Raw genomic sequence first — 22,569 nt, forward strand, 5'->3', positions numbered from 1 at the left:
GCAGCGATTTCTTTTGTTGGTTCACAGCCTGTTGCAGAATATGTGTACAAGCGTGGAACAGAAAACTTGAAACGTGTGCAAGCATTAGCTGGTGCGAAAAACCACTCTATCGTATTAGGTGATGCAAATCTAGACAATGCTTCTACACAAATTTTGAATGCGGCATTTGGTTCTGCTGGGGAACGTTGTATGGCTGCATCTGTTGTAGCGGTGGAAGAATCTGTTGCAGATGAATTTATTGCTCAATTGAAACAAAAAGCGGATGACATTGAAATTGGAAATGGATTAGATGAAGGGGTATTCCTTGGACCAGTTATCCGTGATAACCACAAAGAACGTACATTAGGCTATATTGAACAAGGTGAGAAAGAAGGAGCAAAACTTGTTCGTGATGGTCGTAAGGATGAAGCGGCGAAACAAGAAGGCTACTTTGTTGGACCAACTATTTTTGACAATGTATCAACAGAAATGAAAATTTGGCAAGATGAAATATTTGCACCAGTATTATCCATTGTTCGTGTGAAAGATTTAGGAGAAGCAATCGATGTGACGAACCAATCTCGTTTTGCAAATGGTTCTTGTATTTTCACAAGAGATGGTGGTAGTGTTCGTCAATTCCGTGAAACCATTGATGCAGGTATGTTAGGAGTTAATATTGGGGTTCCAGCTCCAATGGCATTCTTCCCATTCTCTGGCTGGAAGGATTCCTTCTACGGTGATTTACATGCTAATGGAAAAGATGGACTTAACTTCTATACGCGTCAAAAAGTAATTACAACGAAATGGGTATAATTTGCTAGGTTATGAATAGAAGAAAAAGCTGTAAGATTCCTTTGGTCTTACAGCTTTTTTTCATGGATGCAAGACCGATAATTCAGCCATGTTACTAAATCATTGAGAAAGACTTCCCTTTCCAAATCATCAAATGGTCGATGCCTCATGTTTTCATAATCTAAAAGCTGTTTATCTTTGGAAGAGACGGTTTCGAAATATTGATGGACTTTTTCTTGTGGTGTGATTTCATCATCGAGGCCAAACTGAAAAAGAACTGGTATTTGGATGGAAGCAGCCTTTTGATCGAGTACTTTTAATGTTTTTAACAAATACTTACCTAACCCAGGTGTCACAAAGGAATGACGTAATTCGTCGGTTTTTAACTTTTCAATCATGAGTGGATCTTGTGTTAACAAGTCATAACGTTGCCTATTATTTAATTTGTAATCAGGTTTCATCCTCCCCATGATAGCGAATATGATTTTTTCTGTTCTAGATGTCTTATAGGAAATAGCAGGAGAAATGGCTATTAATCCGGCAATGTCTTTCCCATGATAGATCACATAATCTAAGCCAATTATTCCACCAAGGTTATGGGATAGGATATAGTGAGGAAGGTCGGGAAAATCTTTCACAACTAGTCTTCGAAAAGCATGTAAATCCTTGCGATAATCTTCCCATGATTGTATAAATCCCCTTTTTCCTGAACTTCTCCCATGCCCACGCAGGTCAAATCCATAAACAGCATATCCCTGTTCTAACAGGATTTCTTGAATAGGCTGGAATCCACCACTATGGTCCCCAAGTCCATGAACCATGATGACAGCTGCTCTAGGATTCGTTTCCGGAAAACCAGCTCGATAAAATAGCTTTATTCCACCTTTCCCTGTAAAAGTACCTTCTGTTAATCGCAAAAAATCCCTCCTTATCATGACGAAAGGCCCTTTTCGTATTTTTAGCATTTGAATGGTGATGTATAGCATATCTCGTATTCAATCCAGACGATTCCTGTATTTAGGAGAACGTGTACTTGATTTCCATAGCGGTATTTCATGCACACATTATATCTATTATCTCAAAACAAGCCTATTTAAAAACACTTTACGAAAGAAAGTTAGTTACCATTCTATAGGTTTCTATGCCTTAAGTAAATGTCGGAAATACCATGTCCAAATTACGGATGATTTTCTGATTTTGGTGCATCTTAAGGTAATAGTTGACAACAGGAGAGTTGTATTACATTCAAAGGGAGGTTTCTTTTATGAACACAAAGCTAATTGATTGGCCAACTTTTATAGGTGCCTTTTTAATTTTATTAGCTGTAACCGTGCCGTTAATCCTGTTTCCTGAGGCAGGGGCGGAAGTGATTAATATGGCTAATACATTTATGACTACAAAATTGGGAGTCTTTTATATTTTACTTGGTATTTCCTCGTTATTCTTCTTGTTGTATGTAGCGTTTAGCAAGCATGGAAGAATTAAGCTTGGCAGCAGAGAGGTTAAAAGAGAGTTCAATACATTTTCATGGGCAGCTATGCTATTTTCAGCTGGTATTGGCTCAAGTATTTTGTACTGGGGAATGATTGAGTGGGCGTATTACTATCAGGGGCCACCATTTAATGCTGTCCCAGAGTCTAGAGAAGCCATCGAGTATGCAGCAACCTATGGAATTTTTCACTGGGGGCCAATCGCATGGGCTATCTATACTTTACCAGCATTACCCATTGCTTACTTTTATTATGTTCGTAAAAAACCGGTGCTGAAAATTAGTGAATCCGTTCGTCCAGTGCTAGGAAAACTGGTTGATGGACCTTTAGGTGTAATCATAGATGTTTTGTTCATGTTCGGTTTAATGGGTGGAGCCGGAACGACATTGGCGCTTGGTACTCCGATGATTGCAGAAGGGGTAAGTGAGGTAACGGGATTTCCCGTTACAATGGGTCTCCAGACTATCATTATGCTAGTCGCTACAGTCATTTTTGCGCTTAGTTCCTACTCAGGGTTACAAAAAGGAATTAAGGTTTTAAGTGATGTTAATATCTATTTAGCATTGTTTATTTTAGCATTTATCTTTTTATTTGGGCCAACGATATTTATTAGTGAAACAACGGTTTCAAGCTTAGGCATACTAATGGATGACTTTTTTAGGTGGGCTACTTGGTTGGATCCCCTAAGCAATGTGGATGGTTTTGCAGACACTGGATTTCCAGAATCATGGACGATTTTCTATTGGGCATGGTGGCTTGTTTATGCTCCATTTGTTGGCTTGTTTGTTGCGAGAATATCTAGAGGTCGAACGATTCGTGAAATGATATTAGGAACGATGCTTTGGGGGACACTCGGATGTATTTTATTCTTTGGTATATTAGGGAACTTCGGGGTTTATTTACAAATAAGTGGTTCCTTCGATATCATCGCATACATGAATGAATTTGGTGCACCTGCAGCGATTATTGAAATTTTAAATCAATTACCAATGCCATGGTTAATTGTATTTATTTTCACGATATTGGCACTTATTTTCTTGGCAACTACATTTGATTCGGCTTCCTATATATTGGCTTCCGTTGTGCAAAAACACATTGATACAGGGGAACCATTACGCTGGAATCGATTGTTTTGGGCCTTTACTCTTTTGCTACTCCCATTGACATTGATGTTCATTGGGGGATTAGAAACACTGCAAACCGCAAGTATTGTTGCTGGTTTCCCGGTTATCTTTATCATGTTTTTACTAGCCTGGTCCTTTATCAAGGCATCAACCCATGACTTAAAAGCCCAAAGAGAATACCGAACAGCAGTGATCCATATTGAACGTAAACCTGGGAGGAAATAATCAATGAAGAGGGACAGTTGCAAAAAGCACTTGCACGTAGGTGTGATAAACTTGCATGTGCTTTTTGTCTAGGTTCTATCAATTTCGTTATAAAAAAGGAAGCCTTTTTACTGGTTTCATTGAAGGATGCTGCAATCAACCCGCTTTCCAAAAAGGAATTATACGCTTTAAGTAATTGGAAAACATGCAAAATTTCCTCCATCAAACTTCCTGAATTTCAATAAAATTTTCTTTTTATGGACTCAACTGGTGACATGCAGTCATTTTAAACTTATAATGATAGATAAACATTCAGAAAACTTTGGGGAGGGAGAGTAGTATATGCCAATTAACATGCCAAAGGAATTGCCCGCACGCAAGTTACTAATGAAAGAGAAGATTTTTGTTATGGATGAAGATAGGGCGCGTACGCAAGATATCCGTCCATTAAATATATTGATTTTAAACCTAATGCCTGAAAAAGAAAAAACAGAATTACATTTATTGCGTTTGCTAGGGAATACCCCTTTACAAGTAAACATTACATTTTTACGAACAGCCACCCATCAATCGAAAAATGTCAGTAGTTATCACTTAGAATCCTTTTACAGTACGTTTGAGGAAGTGAAACACCAACGCTATGATGGTTTAATTATTACTGGAGCTCCGATTGAGCATTTAGAATTTGAAAGTGTGGACTATTGGGAAGAACTGAAAGATATAATGGATTGGGCAACAGAAAATATAACTTCGACGCTACATATTTGTTGGGGAGCACAAGCAGCCCTTTACTATCATTATGGAATTAATAAATTCGCTCTACCTGAAAAATATTTTGGTATTTTTAAGCATCAAGTTGCAGATCCAACTGTTAAGCTTGTCCGCGGATTCGATGAATTATATCTTGCACCACATTCCAGACATACCAGTGTTTATAAAGAGGAGATTGAGAATCATCCGGAATTAGACTTACTTTCCATATCAGAGGATGATGAGCCATTTATCATTATGTCTAAAGATGCTAAGAATATTATGATTACAGGACATTTAGAGTATGATGCGGTCACACTTGCAGAGGAATATCAACGTGACTTAGATCGTGGAAGAAAAATTAGTATGCCGAAAAATTATTTTCCAAATGATGATACAACCAAAAAACCGCTATATACTTGGCGAGCGCATAGTCACTTATTGTTTTCTAACTGGCTGAATTATTACGTATATCAAGAAACTCCATATCAATGGTGACATGATTACAATAATGTAAATTTCATGTAAGATTTTTTAATAAATAATGTAAGTATTGTGAATTCCATAGTATAATAGAGAAACTATTCTAATATCATCTTAGTAAATACAAGAAATTAGTTTCTAATAAAGGCAAAGATGGAAAGGTTGCGGCCATCTGCCTTTTATGGAAAACCTTATGAAAAGGGTTTCAAATGCTAAAAAACTTACAGAAAAGGTGAGATAGTATGGAGAATGTGAAAAAGAGTAAGTTGGATTTATTCGAGGTAGATAAGAATAAGGCCGAGCCTGGTGACATCGTTCAGTTTCAACGAAATAATGTCGTTTTAAAAGGAATGGTTATGCCATCTAATGGGGAAAATAGTATTATAGTTGATTTATCTGACATGGATATAAAAGACCTAGAAGAAATCAATCATGGCTACTCCAATACAGTAGTATCCCATCGTAATTATAAGATTATTGAGAGAAAAGACGGGTAATAGGTTGGATCATATTTGATATTTCTATCTGTTTAAGAGGTTAACAGTCACTTTTGTTACTGTTAACCTTATTCTATTTAGAGATGGTGGATAGTAATCTGCGGGATTATGGAAGATGAATATCAGCTTTTTTATTCATTAGTCTTGACGTTACATAGGTTTCTTAGTGAATTAAAAAGGATGGTTTGGCGAGGAGCTAAAACCATCCTTTTTTTCGGAAGTAGGCAATCATGGAGAACGACACGATAAACATAATGATAAGGATGATAAAATATCCATAATCCCACGTAAGTTCAGGCATATTAACAAAATTCATCCCATAAATTCCAGCAATGAATGTTAGCGGTGCAAAAACCGAAGTGATTACAGTAAGAATTTGAATGACTTTATTTTGTTGGTAGGAGTTAATCGAAATAAAATTATCTCGGATGTCATTCGTAATCTCCCTGTTGGAATTCACCATATCGGTAAGCTTTAATAAGTGATCATAAATATCTGCAAAATACTCTCGCCTTTCCTTGATACCAGGCAAATGGTGGGTGTTCAGAATTCGGTATAAGAGGTCACGAATCGGGTTTATGGTATGGCGTAACTTCAGTAGTTCATGACGTAATTCGAATAAATGATCTAATAGGATGTGCATGTCTAGCCGATTTGGGTTTTCCTCCACCTTATTAATTTCCTCCTCAAGCTGATAAATAATCGGAAAGAAATTATCTACAACCTTGTCAAAGATTTCATAAAATACATGGTATTCATCCCAGCATTCTAGGTTCTCCTGTTTAATGGTCATATTCCAGACCTGATTCACTTCAATTAAATTAGCCAAATGAAACGTGACAAGGTAATTATCCCCAATAAAAATATTTATTTCATTCTGATGGTAAAGATCCTTTCCAATCGTACGGATTACGATAAGAGAATATCCATCATAGTAATCTAGCTTGGAACGTTGCTGACCGTAAATACAATCCTCTATGGCAAGTGGATGAAAATGCAGCACTGTATCCAGCTTTTTTATTTCTTCATCTGTCGGGTTATTAAAGTCGATCCATACCCATTTAAAATGTTCCATTTTATTTGTGTCCCTATCCAGACTTTGCTTTATAATCCTCTCATTGTCATTTGTAATAGCCAACATCTGAATCATGACGGAATCTCCCCTATAATTTATATACCATATAACTATTCCCTAAAATCCTGGACTTATTCTAGTTAATACCTACAATTTTCAGTTCCATTTTTACTTAAAGATAGGTTGCAACCTTTGTTTTAGGAATGTAGTTAACAAACGGATTACTAACACCGCCGAACAGTGTGAAAGTGGCTTGGGGATTAGCACAATCATCCGTCGCACTAGTTTTATTATATGTAGGAGGATTAACGGCCTTGCAAAATACCATCATTGCCGCCGCTTTACTATTTTCATTTGTTGTTATCCTAATGATCATCGCACTCATAATAATCGTTGAACCAAGAACTAAGAATAATGAAAGGAAAAAAGCTGCATTAGGGTCCCCACTTCATGAAATAGGTCTATTTTTCGATTAACAATATCCAAAAGGTTTGGAAAGCTTAATACTCGTTCATACTAGCATACAAAGTCCTTATGTAGGGACTTTGTATGCTTTTTTAATGAAATCTAGGAATCCCATTATGAGGGAAGAGAGAGGATAATAGATATGAAGAAAAATACGCTTGTATATTCAATTAGGCCATTGGAAAGCGGAGTTATCAGGAGAAGGGATGCTGTAATAAGAAGGTATAGTGAACAGTACCAACTGCATATCATTAGGACGTACAGTGATATTGGCTACCCTGCTTCTAATTTAAAAAGGCCTGCTTTAAATGAGATGGTAAAGTATCTGAGTGAAACTAGTGAATCCATCGATACCATTCTTTTCTTTGCAATGGAACGTTTTGAAAAAGATTTGCGAAGAATTGACTACTTCATGCCAAGACTTAAGAAGCATGTCAATCATATTTTGTTTGTTCAAGATTATCAGGGAGCTTTGGTGGAAGAAGTAGAAACACTTGATCATGGAAGGTCTTATAAATCTAGTTGACCTATTCGGCAATCGCAAGTAAAACTCAGGAAGATGCGTATGTCCTGTGCTCTAAAATAGGGGACAATGGACTTCACATCTGGTAGGATAGAGATAGGAGTAAAAGTATTTGAGGAGGTTAGATATGGATTTTAGGGGAGGTACGAATGGCTCGAATAGACCGAATAAGGAACAAATGAGGAAAATGAAGAAAATTGGAGGTCGTTCCGGAACGATCATTGGAATAATCCTAGTGTTAATTATTATCGCCTCTATCGGTCTAAGTTGGGTTACCGAGTACATATGGATGGATTCACTCGATTTTGGTAGCGTGTTTACCACCATAATTAGTACGAAAATTATACTTGGTGTGATAGGATTTGTGCTATTTGCACTGATTACGTATGTTACATTGTTTTGGATAAAACGTGCATACTTTTCGCACTTTGATAATCATCAGCTACCACCATTTTTCCAGCAGCGGAAGTTATTGAATTGGATAATTTTTGGTATTACCATTTTCATAGGTTTAATTGGTAGTCTGACGGTACAAGGAATTGGTTGGGAACCGGCTCTGAAAATAATGAACTATGTAACGTTCGGTAAAACAGATCCATTTTTTAATATGGATATATCTTTTTATATGTTTATTTTGCCGTTTCTACAGTTCGTTGTAAATCTCTTATTAAGTTTGAGTATTTTTGTTTTAATTATAGAGGTTGGTGCCTATTCGGTTTTCCATATGTATCGTATGAGCCGAACCGCAAAGCTGCATCTTAGAGTAACCATTCTAATTGTTGGAATTCTTTTAGCATGTACCCATCTATTAGAACCGTTTGGAACATTGCTTACCAATCGGGTGAATATGTTTCAGGAAAGTGTTGTGCATGGCTTAAGTTATACAGACCGCATAATTAATATACCAGTATCATTCATTCTAGCAGCGGTAGCCATTCTTGGAGCTATCTGGCTTACTATTGCACTCCGTAGAGGTAGCTTAAATGCCATGGTAAAGCCAGTAATTCTTTACATTGCCTTAATTATCTTAGGCCAAGGTGCATCTGTAGTTGTTCAAAACTTCATCGTTTCTCCTAATGAATTCCAAAGGGAGAAACCTTATTTAGAGCATAATTTGAATTTCACACGAGCTGCCTATGATTTAGAAAACATGGAGGAAAAAGATCATCCTGGAAATGTTGATTCATTAGATGAAGAATTGGTGGAGCGTAATGCGCAAACGATTGATAATGTACGAATCAATGATTCAAGACCATTACTGGATGTTTATAACCAATTACAGACATTCCGAACCTACTATCAATTTAATGATATCGATATTGATCGCTATGAAATTGATGGTGAGTATCAGCAAGTATTCATAGGTGCACGGGAGTTGAATACAGTAGACTTACCTGAACAGGCAAAAACATGGGTAAACCAGAACCTTCGTTATACGCATGGATATGGGATTGCCATGAGCCAGGTGAATGATGTGACCTCACAAGGGCAACCCGAATATATGGTAAGGAATTTACCGCCCCAAGGGGTAATAGATATCGAACGTCCACAAATTTACTTTGGGGAAGAGGATTATCAAAGTGTCATTGTGGATTCAGAGGTAGATGAATTCGATTATCCATCAGGTGAGCAAAATGTAACGACAAGATATGAGGAAGAGGCTGGAATCCCATTAAGTGGGTTGAATCGTTTATTATTTGCTATTGATGAAGGTTCATTCCGAATCTTAGTTTCTGGGCAAATAAATGATGATAGTAAGCTTCTACAAACCAGAAATATTATGGAGCGTGTCAATCGAATCGCGCCATTTTTCGAATATGATACGGACCCATATATTTTCATTCGAGATGACGGTAGTCTAGCATGGATGTTGGATGCTTATTTAACTGAAGAGGGCTACCCATACGCAGAAAGTTATGAGGGAAGAAAAAATTACATTAAAAACCCGGTGAAAGTCGTGATTGATGCGTATACGGGAGAAGTTGATTTTTATATAACGGAACCAAATGAGCCACTTGTACAAACGTATCAAAAGATGTTCCCTGACTTATTTGAGGATGAGATTCCGGAGGATGTACAAAGCCATTTCCGTTACCCAGAACGCTTATTTAAAATTGAAGCAGCTATGTTTGGAACATACCATATGACAAATCTAGAACTCTTCTATAATCGAGAGGATTATTGGCAGTTCCCAACAGAAAGGTACTACAATGAAGATATTGTGATGGAACCATACTATATGACCATGAAGCTACCAGAATATGATGAGGAAGAATTTATCTTGATGATGCCATACACACCACGAAACCGGCAAAATATGATTGCATGGATAGGTGTCCGAAATGATGGCGAGAACTATGGTGAGAAATTTGTATATCGTTTTCCAAAACAAGAAAATGTCTATGGACCACAACAAATTGAAAATCGTATCAATCAAGATAGCTATATTTCTCAGGAATTAAACCTTTGGTCGCAGGGTGGATCATCGGTTATCCGTGGAAATCTACTGGCCATTCCAATTGAGGATACAATCCTTTATGTAGAACCAATTTACATTGAATCCTCCAATGAAACATCACTTCCAGAAGTAAAACAGGTGATTGTTGCATATGACGACCATATTGTCATGGAAGCTACGTTTGATGAGGCACTGGATGAAATTTTACGTAGAGTGGAAGATGGAATAGACCCAGAAGAAGTACCAGTTCCTGATGGGGATGGAACCGTACCAGATGATGGGGCCGCAGATGCACCAACAGAAGAAGGGACAGATGAAGGAGAAGCTCCTGAAACAGACCCAATCTTAGGTGCTGAAGAAATGCTACAGGAAGTCTCCGACCTATTTGACGCGTATCAAAGCGCTCTATCGGAAGGTGATTGGCAAAAAGCCGGAGAAATCATGGCTGAAATTGAAGGAATGCTAGAGTAGTCATTTCTCAAAACATGTTAAACGGATAAGTAACTATATAATAGTAGAAAAGCGAGCGGTGTTTATACATGCCGTTCGCTTTTTTGTGGGATTATACTTTTTCTTGTAGACTACTGTTTGGACCAAATTTTCGTGGGTTTGTGGTCTTCCGTAAATGTAGTTATTTCATGGATGCTCGAATTTCTTTTATTTTTTCTTTTACTAAAGGATAAAAGTATTTCCTCGCACTTTCTGTGGAATTTCCTCCGAAAAAGTTAGAGCCAGGACAGGATTTTACTTCATTGCTTTTTGCATTGTCAAAAACTCTCTTCTTTGTTTTGTAATGCCACCAATGATGATAGGTGATGGTGTCAATGGACGGGTTTAATTCGAATTTAATGCTAAGTAGGGCTGTGATATAAACGATGGTATCCCTTTGTTCCTTTGTCATTACATCTTCTCCAATATCAAAGTTTCCAATATGTTCAATGGCTATCCCATGCTTATTTGCTTTTGGACCAATAGAGCCTTCAGGTGCAATATTCAATGGGCGAGATACTGCAATTTTTCCATCTGGAAAGGTTGTGATATTTTGCGCAATATTACTCCACCCCATTTGATTCATATGGTGATTTTGCATGCTTTTTAACATTTGGAAATGATTATCGCCAAGAAAATTTCTATAGGATGGTTTCCAAGTATGGTGTTGTTGGATTACATGAATCTCTCTTGTGAACGCATGATTAATTAACCAATCCCTAAATTCTTCCTTCGTCATTAAAATATGCTGTCCATCCATTTTCATTTTCTTCGGATTTATTTTTAAAATCAGTCCAGGGTGTAGCTGTTCTGATGAAAGGTTGTTGGTTTTCTTTATTAACTCAGAAGTTGAGTGATGTAACAAGGCTAGATTTTCTAATGATTCTCCAGCTTTTACCTCTTGGATGGATGGAACCCATAATTGCTGTCCTTCAACCAGTGTATCGAATTGTAGACCATTGGTGATTTTTAAGTTCTCTACAGTGGTTCCATACTTTTTTGCAATGCTTGGGAGTGTGTCTTCTGATTTTACTTTATACAGATTAGGAGGAGTACTTTCGAGTGCTTGAATAGGGCTAACTGGTAGTAAAAGAATGATGATTACTAAAAGGATACATGAACGTCTTGTTTTCATACCAAACATCCTTTCACTGTTGGAAGTATACATTACATAGTCTTCTGTGTATTTCTGGTTTTATCCCAAAATATACATATTAATTTAAAAACGGAATATAATTAGTTAGTATTCAAATGAATCGCATCAGCTCTTAAAATTATTGGATTTATTCGTTCATTTAACAATCAGTCAGGATGAAAAAATCTTCACGGATTGAAGATTCATTTTATCATTATTTGTCTACAAAAATGAGGTGGTAGCAGACGCTATTACATTTTGTTTGACAACTAAACAAAAAGAAAGTAATGTTTAATTATAGATAGAGTCAAAGTAAATAATATAGAATATATTTATGAAAGGCTTTACGTTTTATACGTTGAAACAAATTTTATTTCATTAAATCCCCTGTTTTAGGGAAATAGAGGTGAATGGGATGGCAGATTTACAAGAAAAAAATCGTCAGTTAGGTAAGACATTAAAAGACATGGGCCGTGTGATGGTTGCCTTTTCTGGTGGTGTAGATAGTGCAGTTGTATTGAAAAGAGCACAAGAGGAATTAGGAGATAATGTATTGGCTGTTGTTGTTGCTTCCGAATTATTCCGTGAATCAGAATTTGATGCAGCAGTTCAATTTGCAGAGGATATGGGAGTTCGTGTTCATAAAACGGAAATGAAAGAACTTGAAAATCCACATATCGTAGCAAATAATCCAGACAGCTGGTATCACAGTAAGAAATTACTTTATACTCACTTAAATGAATTAGCTGAAGAGATGGGATATCCATATGTATTAGATGGCATGATCATGGATGATGAGGAAGATTTCCGACCTGGATTGAAAGCGAGAACGGAAGAAGGTATTCGCAGTGTTCTACAAGAGGCAAAGATGTACAAAACGGATGTGCGTGCTTTGGCTAAAGAACTAAATCTTCCAGTGTGGAATAAACTTGCATCTTGCAGTCTAGCATCTCGATTCCCGTATGGTACAAAGCTTAATAAACGTATCGTAAATCAGGTGAATCAAGCTGAGGTATATCTAAAAGGGATTGGCTTTGATGAAGTTCGTGTACGGTACCATGAGAATGTTGCTAGAATTGAAGTGTCTCCTGAGAAAATCATGGAATTAGTTGAAAAACGTGAACAAGTACAACATAAACTGGTATCATTAGGATTTGACTATATTTCTGTTGATTTACGTGGATACCGTACAGGAAGCATGAATGAAGTGCTGCCAGAAGCATCACAGGAAGAAAAGCTAGCAGCGAACGCTTAAGAAGTGTGGGCAGCAAGTAAGTTCACAAATGGATAGCAGTTTTTAATCTCTAGCAGATTGAAAACTGCTTTTTTTATGGAGAGAATGGATCTAGATTTTGTCGGAATTTGATTGTGAAGTGATATGGATGGGAATAATTTTTAGGATAGGATTTTTATAACCGTTCTATTTGTATATTAGGGAAGTATCTATGAAATTTTGTCTAAAGGAGTTTTATAAAATGAAATTATTGTATCTTGATTGTTTTTCCGGTATAAGTGGTGATATGACGATTGGAGCCCTTCTTGATGCGGGAGCAGACTTTGAACTCCTAAAAAAAGAACTAAAAAAGTTAAAGTTTGAGGATGAATATGAGTTAAAAGTTAATAAAGTCAATAAGAATGGAATTACCGCAACGAAATTCGATGTGATTTTAACGCAGGAGGATCATCATCATTCTCATGTACATGAAAGTCACGAACATCATACTCATGATGGAGTGGACGAGCACACACAAGACCATACTCATACTCATTCACATGGCCATGGACACCACCATCACCGTAGCTACCGTGATATCGTTCAAATGATTACCAATTCAGATTTATCTCAAAAAGTGAAGGATATGTCATTACGTATTTTCAAAAAGATTGGTGAAGCAGAAGGTCGTATTCACGGAATGCCATTAGAAGATGTACATTTTCATGAGGTAGGTGCAGTGGATTCTATTATTGATATTGTTGGTACAGCTATTTTAATCGAACAACTAGAAATCGATGAAGTGAAATCGGCTTCCGTTCCAACTGGTTCTGGAAACATACATATCGACCATGGGGTATATCCAATCCCAGCACCAGCTACATTGGATATTTTACGAGGGGTTCCGATAGCAGCAAGTGATTTGAAAGTAGAATTGACAACTCCAACTGGTGCAGGAATTGCTGCAGTGCTGGCAAATGAATTCTGTTCATTTCCGCCTATAAAAGTTAAAGAAATTGGATATGGTGCAGGCACCAAAACATTCCCTCATCATCCCAATGTTTTACGCGTTGTTATTGGAGAATTATAAAAGTAGTAGAATTCGACGGGAATCTACAAATTATGGGGAGTGATAGGCACCAAATGGAAGATATATTGAAGAAAGTTCAGGAAGGCTCTTTGAGTATAGAAGAGGCTAAGGAGCAGTTAGCAACTTATGAGGATTTAGGATTTGTAAAAGTGGATCATCATCGAAAAAAACGTCAAGGTTTTCCTGAAGTCATCTATGGAGAAGGAAAGTCAGTAGACCAAATTACTACGATTATTGAAGCCATTAGAGCTAAAGAAAACGATATTTTAGTAACGAGAATTTCTCAAGAGAAGGCAGATGGAATCTTACAAAAGCATCCTGAGTTATCTTATGATCAAGTTGCAAGAATTGTTTATTGGAAGGCAAAACCTAGTAACCAAAATAAAAATAACTATATTGCAATCATTTGTGCAGGAACATCTGACTTACATGTAGCAGAGGAAGCGGCCCTAACAGCAGAAGTGCTAGGTAGTAATGTTCGGAGATTCTATGATGTTGGTGTTGCAGGCATTCATCGATTGTTGGACAAGGCAAATGATATTCAACAAGCAACAGCTTCTGTTGTTGTTGCAGGAATGGAAGGTGCCCTACCAAGTGTTGTAGGAGGCCTAGTATCCCATCCCGTGATTGCAGTACCAACGAGTGTTGGTTATGGAGCTAATTTCCAAGGGTTATCTGCTTTATTAACAATGCTAAATTCTTGTGCAAGCGGGATTAGTGTCGTTAATATTGATAATGGCTTTGGTGGTGCGTATAATGCCGTGCTAATCGATCGACTAGCAAATAAAAAGTAGATATAATTTGTAGCGGTTTTAGGGATGGAAGTCTATTGCATATAATAGATAGGATGCGCAGTAACTAGACGAAGCTAATCGGTGCATTAATACCGCTACGGAAATACACTACGCGGACCTTAGGGCGCTGCTGAGCCACCTCCGTGCTAACGCTCTCCGCAGTCTCACCTAGGCTTTTCATTCCACTGGAGTCTTCGTGTATTTCCCCCGCTATTTTTGCACATTATTCTTCTATTCTTATTTTAGCTATAGTCATGATTGATGGAGGGAGGACCAGTCGACTCCTTGAAAATAAAATCAATTTCCTAACGAAGGTGTAATACTGACAGGGCCTTCCTTGTCCTGTGGGAATAACAGGTATCTAAAGACTCCGAAGCAATGGTCTTCCATTGCGGAGGCTGAAGTCCAGCCCTAAGGTCCACGACTGCTCGCAGTGGAAATCAACGTGCACCGGCAAGCTTTACCTAGTTACGTCGTATTATCCTTCTAATGCGACGTAAGAATGGTGTACGAATAGTTGTTTGTATAACTTAGGAGAGGGGGTAAATGATGTCAAAAAAACATCCTCCTAATAATGAACACATTGATTCCAACATGATAAAAATGGAAGTAAATCTCGATGATATTTCTGGTGAATGGCTTGGATATGTGATGGATCGTCTTTTTGAGGCTGGGGCAAATGATGTGTTTTATACCCCGATTTATATGAAGAAAAATCGTCCAGGTATTTTACTGCAGCTTCTATGTTCGAACGGTAAGATGGAAAAAATGAAAGATATTCTATTGAAAGAGACGACCACTTTGGGTATTCGCTATTACCCCCTGACCGTCCATCGCATGGAGCGAAGATTTATTAAAGTGGAAACGCCTTGGGGGACGATTACAGTCAAACAAGGCGTTGATAAGGATGGAGAAGTTTTTCAAAGTTCACCAGAATATGAAGACTGTAAGAAAATTGCAGAAAACCATGGTATTCCTCTCAAACAAGTATATGAAGCGGTTTGGAGTAGGTTGTAAATACTTCTTTTATTAAGAAGCTAGGGAGCTGAATAAAATCCCTAGCTTTTTATATGATTATGATGAATAGAAAATGATTATATTTCCCTATTTCTGTCGAATTATTTCCCGAGAAATATTTTTTATGTCGAACCTTGAGAAACCTTGATAGATAAGGGGGAATTTGGAAAATAGTCCTTTCAAAAATAGGAATAGATACGTATAATATAAGAGACATAGATTAATTACGGACAGAGGGGAATATATTTTGGATGGAGGTATTCGGTTGAGCTGGAAAGAAAACTATGAAAAATGGAAGCAATTTACGGAGTTAAATGAGGACTTAAATGCGCAACTAGAAAAATTAGAGGAGGATCCAAAGCAACTGGAGGATGCCTTTTATAAAACACTTGAATTTGGAACAGGTGGAATTCGCGGTGAGTTAGGTCCAGGAACGAACCGAATGAATATTTATACCATTCGAAGAGCATCCGAGGGACTGGCACAGTACATAACTGGGCATGGTGAGGAAGCTATGAATCGAGGAGTCGTTATTGCTTATGATTGTCGTTTTAAATCTCCAGAGTTTGCGATGGAGGCTGCGAAAACATTAGGAAAGCATGGTATACATACGTATGTATTTGAATCATTGCGATCCACTCCTGAACTATCATTTGCAGTTAGATACCTACATGCATATAGTGGGATTGTCATTACTGCTAGTCATAATCCTCCAGAATATAATGGGTACAAAGTTTATGGTGAGGACGGAGCACAGGTTCCACCCGCTATTGCTGAAGAAATTATTTCAAAGGTAAATGGAGTAGAAAATGAATTAGCAGTAGAAGTTGGGGATGAACAGAAACTTAAAGAAGCGGGAATCCTTAATATAATTGGTGATACGGTAGATCAGGCTTATTTAAATCAATTAAAGACGGTTTGTGTCAATCCGGATATCATTAAAGAACAATCAGATGATTTCCGAATTGTTTATACTCCATTACATGGAACAGGAAATAGACCGGTACGAAAAGGACTAGAAATGATTGGGTTTAAACATGTTCAAGTTGTAGAAGAGCAAGAACTTCCTGATTCTAGTTTTTCTACGGTGAAATCACCTAACCCTGAAGAGCATGCAGCATTCGAATTAGCTATACAGTATGGGGAAAAAAATGATGCAGATATTTTACTAGGGACAGACCCTGATACAGACCGAGTAGGTGTAGCAGTCCGAAATCAAGATGGGAAGTTTCAAGTTTTAACTGGTAATCAGGTAGGGGCTCTATTATTGCATTATTTAATCACCGAGAAGAAAAGGCAAGGTGATTTATCCACAAATGCAACAGTCCTTAAAACCATTGTAACCTCTGAAATGGGACGGGACATAGCGGCAACAAATGGATTGGAAACCATTGACACGCTAACTGGTTTTAAATTTATAGGGGAAAAAATAAAAGAATTTGAAGAAAGAAAGGATCGTAGCTTTTTGTTCGGATATGAGGAAAGCTATGGTTATTTAGTAAAAGACTTTGCCCGTGATAAAGATGCGGTACAGGCATGTTTGTTAATTGCTGAGGTAGCTGCATATTACAAATCTCAAAATAAGACATTATATGAGGGACTATTAGATGTCTTTGAACAATATGGTTACTATAGGGAGAATTTAGAGTCCCTAACCTTAAAGGGAAAAGATGGTGCAGAGCAAATAAGTAATATTTTAAGTGCCTTTAGAAAGAATCCTCCAAAGGATATGGCAGGAAAGAAAGTAGAGATTACGGAGGACTATCAAACTAGTAATCGTGTATTTGTTACGGAAGATAAGGAAGAAGAAATTCATCTACCGAAATCCAATGTCTTAAAATATAAACTATCAGATGGATCTTGGTTCTGTCTAAGACCATCTGGTACAGAGCCAAAGATTAAATTCTATTTTGGCGTAAAAGGTGAATCATTAGAAGACAGTGAAAACAAATTAGATGATTTACGAAAAGCAGTGATGGATCGAGTAAATATAGAAATGAACTAAATAGTAAGTAGGCTGGGACATAACGATAGGATTTCACTCAAAATGCGAACAATGTACTCTGGAGCATATGCACCAATCATGTTCGGGTTTTGCGTTGGAAAATTACTTTTGTCCCAGCTTTTTTTATAGAATGTCAATATTATAAACCGTCATTAATATCGATAAATTTTCGGAATTCATTTTTCTTTGGAATAATCACTTCTAGTAGGCCATTCTGAAAGGAAGCTTTTGTTTCTTTCTCAGGGATTTCGAATGGGATGGTGATAACGCGTTCTTTGTATTGAAGTGATTCTTGTTTGCTGTAAGCATGGTTCTTTTCATCCATTGCATCTAAACTGCTCGATTCCTTTGCCATTATCCGTAAACTACTCCCGACAATTTCTAGGCTTATTTGTTCTTTCCGATATCCCGGTAAGGCCGCTTTTACAATAATATGTTTATCTGTTTCCTCTACATCCACTTTAAAACTGCTTAAATTAAATTGTGTTTGAATGTGCTTGAAGGATTCATTAAATACAGAATCCATTTTCCTCATGAAATCATGCAATGGTCGCATATCTAAATCAAATCCGTCTGGAAAATTTCCTTTTTTAAAGGACATCCTACCGCCTCCAATTCCTTTTTTATTCATAGCCTATGCTGAAGCGCAGGATAAAGTATGGGTACTAGCCCTGACCTATTTACACAGTATTCGACAAAATACGAAACTTTTCGGAAAGTGACAGATACCACCATTTGTGTAACAATCAGAATAAGGTAGTTTTTGTGAATTGATGTAATGGGGGAGTATTTATGGTAGAGAAAAGAAAGGCAATGATTGCCGGTGGTGGAATAGGTGGTTTAACCGCTGCGTTGAAACTTCATGAAGCAGGTGTTTCGGTACAGGTTTTTGAAAGTGTTCGGGAGATTAAAGCCCTTGGTGTGGGCATCAATGTACAGCCACATGCGATCAAAATATTGTCAGAGCTAGGGCTTGCCGATGAATTAAAGCAAATTGGTGTAGAGACAGCTGATTTATCGTATTATAACAAATTTGGTAAACTCATTTGGCAAGAACCACGTGGAATGAACGCCGGGTATCGTTACCCACAGTATTCCATTCATCGTGGGGAGTTGCAAATGCTTTTATTAAATGCGGTTAAAGAACGACTAGGTGAGGATTCAATAAAAACTGGACATCAGCTTATATCCTTTCAACGACATTCAGATATAGTGGAGGCTCATTTTGAGGATAAGAAGACAGGTGAAAAACTTGGAAGCTATACGGCAGATATGCTCATTGCAGCGGACGGTATTCATTCGACGATTCGAAAATTTTATTATCCGAATGAAGGAGAACCAATTTTTAGTAACCGAATTCTATGGCGTGGTATCACAGAGGGAGAACCATTTTTAACTGGAAAATCGATGGTCATGGCGGGACATCAAAATCAGAAGTTTGTGGCTTATCCAATCAGTCCTCAGGCTGAAAAAACAGGCCATTCTGTTATCAACTGGATTGCGGAGCTTTGGGTGGATGGGGATGCACCATCCAAGGCAGATTGGAATAAAAAAATTGATAAGTCCAAATTTGCACCAGATTTTGCTTCATGGGATTTTGGCTGGTTGAATGTACCCCAACTGATAGATGAAGCAGAGGCTGTTTTTGAATTCCCAATGGTTGACCGCGATCCCCTTCCACAGTGGACATTTGGTAGGGTGACATTATTAGGGGATGCAGCACATCCCATGTATCCAATTGGTTCTAATGGTGCTTCCCAAGCAATAATCGATGCTGAAGAATTAGGTCTAGCAGTCCAAAAAGAAGCATCACTCGATGCAGCATTACAAGCTTACGAGTCTGCGAGATTAACGCCAACTGCTAATATAGTGAAGAGTAATCGCAAAAATGGACCAGATAGTGTGATGCAAATCGTAGAAGAACGTGCACCAAATGGATTTAATGCTTTACATGATGTTATTTCACAACAAGAACTAGAAGACATTGCAAACCAATACAAGAAAATCACCGGCTTCGATCGAGCAAGATGAGTTATGTGGGAAATTGAATGATAGGAAATGTAAAGTGCTCAGATACAATCTGAGTGCTTTTTCAATGAAATTATTTTTAGCCCACAAGAAGGATTATTCCTTTTTGTTAGCGAAATATATAATAAACTGGAAAGGGGAAACGTTTCTTGAAAACAGTCATAGACATGCAAGATGTATCATGGAAGAAAGATGGAAAAACGATTTTATCTAATGTGAAATGGAAAGTTAACAAAGGCGAGCATTGGGCACTGCTTGGCTTGAATGGTTCTGGCAAAACGACCTTGTTAAACATAATTAATGGATATATCTGGCCTTCCACTGGGACAATATCCGTCTTAGGACAAACCTTTGGAAAGACTGATTTACGGGAATTAAGAAAATCTATCGGCTGGGTAAGCACATCTCTTCAGGAAAGGTTGAATGAGAGGGCGCTCACAGAGGATATTGTTGTTAGTGGAAAATTTGCTTCCATTGGATTATACGAAGTGGCGAAACCGTCAGATTTTGAACAAGCATATCAAATAATGGAACAGATTGGATGTAGTCATTTGATTGGTCGAACGTATCAAACCTGTTCACAGGGAGAAAAACAGAAGTTATTAATTGCAAGGGGATTAATGACAGACCCTAAACTACTCATTTTAGATGAGCCGACAAGTGGATTGGATTTTCTTTCTCGAGAAGATTTGCTCACTTCTATTCAAAAATTAGCAACAAAGCAAGAGGCACCAACCATATTATATGTAACCCATCATATAGAGGAAGTATTACCGATTTTTAATCAAACTTTATTACTTCGAGAAGGTTCTATATTTGAACAAGGAAGGACAGAAGATTTATTAACCACGGACATGCTAACTGATTTTTTCCAAACCCCAATTGAAGTGGAATGGAAAAATAAACGTGCATGGATGTCTGTGGCTGTATCTGGTGAAAGGGAAGATGCTATAACAACATAATGTAGAAGAAAACAATAAGTTTTTTATCGTTGGAGTCTCACTGTTAAATTTTATAAAAAACGCTGCCCCATTCTCATCTATTAATGTTAATGGGGCAGATGAGATCAATCTTATTTTACACCTTTTCCGCTAATCCGATTGAAACCTTTTTGGCTGGATGATTATCTGGTAAATGGACATGCCCTTTTCCAAATAGGTTTTCACGTAATGTGGATGCTTCATATTCTTTACGAAAACTTCCTCTTTCTTGGAGGATAGGTATCACATATTCAATAAAATCTTCAAAGGTATCAGGACTTGCTGCTTGGATAATATTAAATCCATCTGCATCTCCCTCGTTAGCCATCAATTCTAATTCATCAGCCACTTGTTCTGGGGTACCGATAATTTTTGTTGCACCTATCCCTAAACCATGATGAAGTACAGCCTCTCTAACGGTCCACAGTTTGTTTGTAGTTGCAATGGTATATTTTTGTAAAAAGCCATGAGAAGCATTTGTTTCTAAATTTTCTACATATTGATTTGGATCGTATGTAGAAAAGTCGACTCCCGTATGACCGGACAATAAGGCTAATGTCCCTTCATAACTAACGTACGAAGTTAATTCCTGATACTTTAATTTTGCTTCTTCTTCTGTTTCACCAACAATAGGGACAATACCAGGAAAAACTTTAATGTCTTCTGGATTCCTTCCAGCTCTCTTTGCTCTCTCCCTGATATCTGCAACAAACGTTTTTAATTCAGAAATATTGTTAGCTAAGGTTGTGAATATCGCTTCCGCATGTGTGGCTGCAAAGTTTCTTCCTCTTTCAGAAGCTCCTGCCTGAAATAAGACAGGTGTACGTTGAGGGGAAGGTTCTACTAGATGAACACCAGGAACGCTAAAAAACTTACCACTATGGTGAACGGGATGAACTTTATTTGGGTTTGTATATACACCTGAAACTTCATCCGCTATAACCGCATCATCTTCCCAACTTTTTTCCCATAGTTTATAGACGACTTCCATATATTCATCTGCACGTTCATAACGCATCCTATGTTCCATTTGCTCTTCCAATCCTAAGTTAATGGCTTCACTTCTTAAGTAGGATGTAACAATATTCCATGCGACACGTCCTTTCGTTAAGTGATCTAGTGTTGATAAATCGCGTGCTAATTTATAAGGTTGTGTATACGTCGCTGAGTATGTTGGTGCAAATCCTAAATTGTCCGTTACTGCTGCCATTGCAGAAATTTGCAGTAATGGATTATGCAATGGAACTTGGACGGCATGTTTCACGGGTGTTTTGTGATTATCCCCATATACATCATAAATCCCATGTACATCCGCTAAAAATAAAGCATCAAATTTCCCTCGTTCAAGTAATTTGGCTAAGTTAATCCAATAATCTAAATCACCATGTTGTCGTCCCTTATCCTTTGGATGTCTCCATAATCCAGGTGAATGTGGAGCAACAGTATTTTGTGTAAATCCATTTAAACGAATTTGTTTTTTCATCATTACCCTCTCCCTTTGATAATAGTGAATCGTTTTCCTTAAGCGATTAACGGCCCTCATTTTCTAACCTCACCTATTTTCTTAAACTATATTTTTTCACCCCCCTTACATAAAAAAGTTAGGTTATCCCATAGGTTTAGTAGGCATTAAGATATAGAAATGCCTTCGAGAAAAGGTTGATGCACCAAAAAACCCCTTCCAACGAGGGAAGAGGTTACTATTTACTATAAACTCGCCCTCATCTTTCAAGCTGTATGCTTGCTGGAATGGGCACCTTTTCTCTTAAACATTTAAGGATGGTTGCCGCAGGATCATCGGACCAGTTTCCTACCCTGACTCTTGATAAGGAAAAATATTCAATTTTATTAATTTAAAAACATGGTAACACCTCAGTGGATATCTGTCAAACGCAAAAATTAAAAATTATTTGTTAATTAATGGACAAGGAAATGATCATTCCTATACCAAAGAGATTGAAAAAAATGTGGTTGAAAA

18 protein-coding genes, 1 pseudogene and 1 riboswitch are annotated in these 22,569 nt (G+C 37.5%); of the genes and pseudogenes, 14 read left to right on the plus strand and 5 right to left on the minus strand.

Features of this window, described 5'->3' with window-relative positions:
- Positions 1-792: aldehyde dehydrogenase family protein (locus CAO17_RS01745; protein ID WP_143833800.1), on the plus strand; the 792-nt coding region annotated here is incomplete at its 5' end.
- 47 nt (positions 793-839) lie between these two features.
- Here CAO17_RS01745 and CAO17_RS01750 read toward each other — a convergent pair.
- On the minus strand, positions 840-1,688 hold the full coding sequence (locus CAO17_RS01750) for an alpha/beta hydrolase (RefSeq protein WP_179151866.1): 849 nt from the start codon (positions 1,686-1,688) through the stop codon (positions 840-842).
- Between the two features lie 347 nt (positions 1,689-2,035).
- On the opposite strand from CAO17_RS01750, the gene CAO17_RS01755 reads away from it, so the two are divergent.
- From CAO17_RS01755 to CAO17_RS01770, 3 genes are all read left to right on the plus strand, one after another.
- Positions 2,036-3,610 carry a BCCT family transporter gene (locus tag CAO17_RS01755; protein ID WP_085991121.1) on the plus strand — a complete coding sequence of 525 codons (1,575 nt, stop codon included), beginning with the start codon at positions 2,036-2,038 and terminating at the stop codon, positions 3,608-3,610.
- A 321-nt stretch (positions 3,611-3,931) separates the two neighbouring features.
- Complete coding sequence (gene metA / locus CAO17_RS01765) at positions 3,932-4,837, plus strand: homoserine O-acetyltransferase MetA (protein WP_085991123.1); 906 nt, start codon at positions 3,932-3,934, stop codon at positions 4,835-4,837.
- 227 nt (positions 4,838-5,064) lie between these two features.
- A complete protein-coding gene (locus CAO17_RS01770; RefSeq protein WP_085991124.1) occupies positions 5,065-5,319 on the plus strand; it encodes a DUF2187 family protein in 255 nt (84 codons plus the stop codon).
- A 196-nt stretch (positions 5,320-5,515) separates the two neighbouring features.
- Here the strand turns inward: CAO17_RS01770 and corA are convergent, their stop codons facing one another.
- A complete protein-coding gene (gene corA / locus CAO17_RS01775) occupies positions 5,516-6,469 on the minus strand; it encodes a magnesium/cobalt transporter CorA (protein WP_085991125.1) in 954 nt (317 codons plus the stop codon).
- 110 nt (positions 6,470-6,579) lie between these two features.
- On the opposite strand from corA, the pseudogene CAO17_RS01780 reads away from it, so the two are divergent.
- From CAO17_RS01780 to CAO17_RS01790, 3 genes and pseudogenes are all read left to right on the plus strand, one after another.
- A pseudogene (locus CAO17_RS01780) lies at positions 6,580-6,870 on the plus strand (BCCT family transporter); the annotation flags it as partial.
- A 131-nt stretch (positions 6,871-7,001) separates the two neighbouring features.
- Complete coding sequence (locus CAO17_RS01785) at positions 7,002-7,385, plus strand: recombinase family protein (RefSeq protein WP_085991126.1); 384 nt, start codon at positions 7,002-7,004, stop codon at positions 7,383-7,385.
- Positions 7,386-7,509: 124 nt separating this feature from the next.
- Entirely contained in the window at positions 7,510-10,311 is a 2,802-nt protein-coding gene (locus CAO17_RS01790) for a UPF0182 family membrane protein (protein ID WP_085991127.1), read from the plus strand.
- Positions 10,312-10,471: 160 nt separating this feature from the next.
- Here CAO17_RS01790 and CAO17_RS01795 read toward each other — a convergent pair whose 3' ends face one another.
- Positions 10,472-11,464, minus strand: a complete 993-nt coding sequence (locus tag CAO17_RS01795) for a LysM peptidoglycan-binding domain-containing protein (RefSeq protein ID WP_085991128.1) — start codon at positions 11,462-11,464, stop codon at positions 10,472-10,474.
- Between the two features lie 415 nt (positions 11,465-11,879).
- Here CAO17_RS01795 and larE point away from each other — a divergent pair, with 415 nt between their 5' ends.
- From larE to CAO17_RS01820, 5 genes are all read left to right on the plus strand, one after another.
- Positions 11,880-12,719: an ATP-dependent sacrificial sulfur transferase LarE gene (gene larE, locus CAO17_RS01800; RefSeq protein ID WP_085991129.1), complete on the plus strand. Its 840-nt coding sequence runs from the start codon at positions 11,880-11,882 to the stop codon at positions 12,717-12,719.
- A 220-nt stretch (positions 12,720-12,939) separates the two neighbouring features.
- Positions 12,940-13,767 carry a nickel pincer cofactor biosynthesis protein LarC gene (larC, locus tag CAO17_RS01805; protein WP_085991130.1) on the plus strand — a complete coding sequence of 276 codons (828 nt, stop codon included), beginning with the start codon at positions 12,940-12,942 and terminating at the stop codon, positions 13,765-13,767.
- A gap of 32 nt (positions 13,768-13,799) precedes the next feature.
- Complete coding sequence (gene larB / locus CAO17_RS01810; RefSeq protein WP_085991131.1) at positions 13,800-14,561, plus strand: nickel pincer cofactor biosynthesis protein LarB; 762 nt, start codon at positions 13,800-13,802, stop codon at positions 14,559-14,561.
- Between the two features lie 549 nt (positions 14,562-15,110).
- A complete protein-coding gene (larC2, locus tag CAO17_RS01815) occupies positions 15,111-15,578 on the plus strand; it encodes a nickel pincer cofactor biosynthesis protein LarC2 (protein WP_085991132.1) in 468 nt (155 codons plus the stop codon).
- 265 nt (positions 15,579-15,843) lie between these two features.
- Positions 15,844-17,583: a phospho-sugar mutase gene (locus CAO17_RS01820; RefSeq protein ID WP_085994372.1), complete on the plus strand. Its 1,740-nt coding sequence runs from the start codon at positions 15,844-15,846 to the stop codon at positions 17,581-17,583.
- Positions 17,584-17,722: 139 nt separating this feature from the next.
- Here the strand turns inward: CAO17_RS01820 and CAO17_RS01825 are convergent, their stop codons facing one another.
- Entirely contained in the window at positions 17,723-18,184 is a 462-nt protein-coding gene (locus tag CAO17_RS01825; protein WP_085991133.1) for an Hsp20/alpha crystallin family protein, read from the minus strand.
- Positions 18,185-18,375: 191 nt separating this feature from the next.
- On the opposite strand from CAO17_RS01825, the gene CAO17_RS01830 reads away from it, so the two are divergent.
- Both CAO17_RS01830 and CAO17_RS01835 read left to right on the plus strand, forming a co-directional pair.
- Positions 18,376-19,614 (plus strand): flavin-dependent oxidoreductase, encoded by a 1,239-nt coding sequence (locus CAO17_RS01830; RefSeq protein WP_085991134.1) that lies wholly within the window; start codon positions 18,376-18,378, stop codon positions 19,612-19,614.
- A 146-nt stretch (positions 19,615-19,760) separates the two neighbouring features.
- Complete coding sequence (locus tag CAO17_RS01835; RefSeq protein WP_085991135.1) at positions 19,761-20,573, plus strand: ABC transporter ATP-binding protein; 813 nt, start codon at positions 19,761-19,763, stop codon at positions 20,571-20,573.
- A 115-nt stretch (positions 20,574-20,688) separates the two neighbouring features.
- Here CAO17_RS01835 and CAO17_RS01840 read toward each other — a convergent pair whose 3' ends face one another.
- On the minus strand, positions 20,689-22,077 hold the full coding sequence (locus CAO17_RS01840; RefSeq protein WP_085991136.1) for an LLM class flavin-dependent oxidoreductase: 1,389 nt from the start codon (positions 22,075-22,077) through the stop codon (positions 20,689-20,691).
- Between the two features lie 232 nt (positions 22,078-22,309).
- A riboswitch (SAM riboswitch) is annotated at positions 22,310-22,423 on the minus strand.
- Positions 22,424-22,569 lie beyond the last annotated feature (146 nt).

Source organism: Oceanobacillus senegalensis, assembly GCF_900176885.1.
GTDB classification, from domain to species: domain Bacteria; phylum Bacillota; class Bacilli; order Bacillales; family Amphibacillaceae; genus Oceanobacillus; species Oceanobacillus senegalensis.

Coding starts and splice junctions, on each gene's coding strand:
- metA (WP_085991123.1), top strand. CDS start 3,932: ATGCCAATTAACATGCCAAAGGAATTGCCCGCACGCAAGTTACTAATG.
- CAO17_RS01795 (WP_085991128.1), bottom strand. CDS start 11,464: ATGAAAACAAGACGTTCATGTATCCTTTTAGTAATCATCATTCTTTTA.
- larC (WP_085991130.1), top strand. CDS start 12,940: ATGAAATTATTGTATCTTGATTGTTTTTCCGGTATAAGTGGTGATATG.
- CAO17_RS01770 (WP_085991124.1), top strand. CDS start 5,065: ATGGAGAATGTGAAAAAGAGTAAGTTGGATTTATTCGAGGTAGATAAG.
- larB (WP_085991131.1), top strand. CDS start 13,800: ATGGGGAGTGATAGGCACCAAATGGAAGATATATTGAAGAAAGTTCAG.
- larE (WP_085991129.1), top strand. CDS start 11,880: ATGGCAGATTTACAAGAAAAAAATCGTCAGTTAGGTAAGACATTAAAA.
- CAO17_RS01830 (WP_085991134.1), top strand. CDS start 18,376: ATGGTAGAGAAAAGAAAGGCAATGATTGCCGGTGGTGGAATAGGTGGT.
- CAO17_RS01825 (WP_085991133.1), bottom strand. CDS start 18,184: ATGTCCTTTAAAAAAGGAAATTTTCCAGACGGATTTGATTTAGATATG.
- corA (WP_085991125.1), bottom strand. CDS start 6,469: ATGATTCAGATGTTGGCTATTACAAATGACAATGAGAGGATTATAAAG.
- CAO17_RS01785 (WP_085991126.1), top strand. CDS start 7,002: ATGAAGAAAAATACGCTTGTATATTCAATTAGGCCATTGGAAAGCGGA.
- larC2 (WP_085991132.1), top strand. CDS start 15,111: ATGTCAAAAAAACATCCTCCTAATAATGAACACATTGATTCCAACATG.
- CAO17_RS01790 (WP_085991127.1), top strand. CDS start 7,510: ATGGATTTTAGGGGAGGTACGAATGGCTCGAATAGACCGAATAAGGAA.
- CAO17_RS01840 (WP_085991136.1), bottom strand. CDS start 22,077: ATGATGAAAAAACAAATTCGTTTAAATGGATTTACACAAAATACTGTT.
- CAO17_RS01755 (WP_085991121.1), top strand. CDS start 2,036: ATGAACACAAAGCTAATTGATTGGCCAACTTTTATAGGTGCCTTTTTA.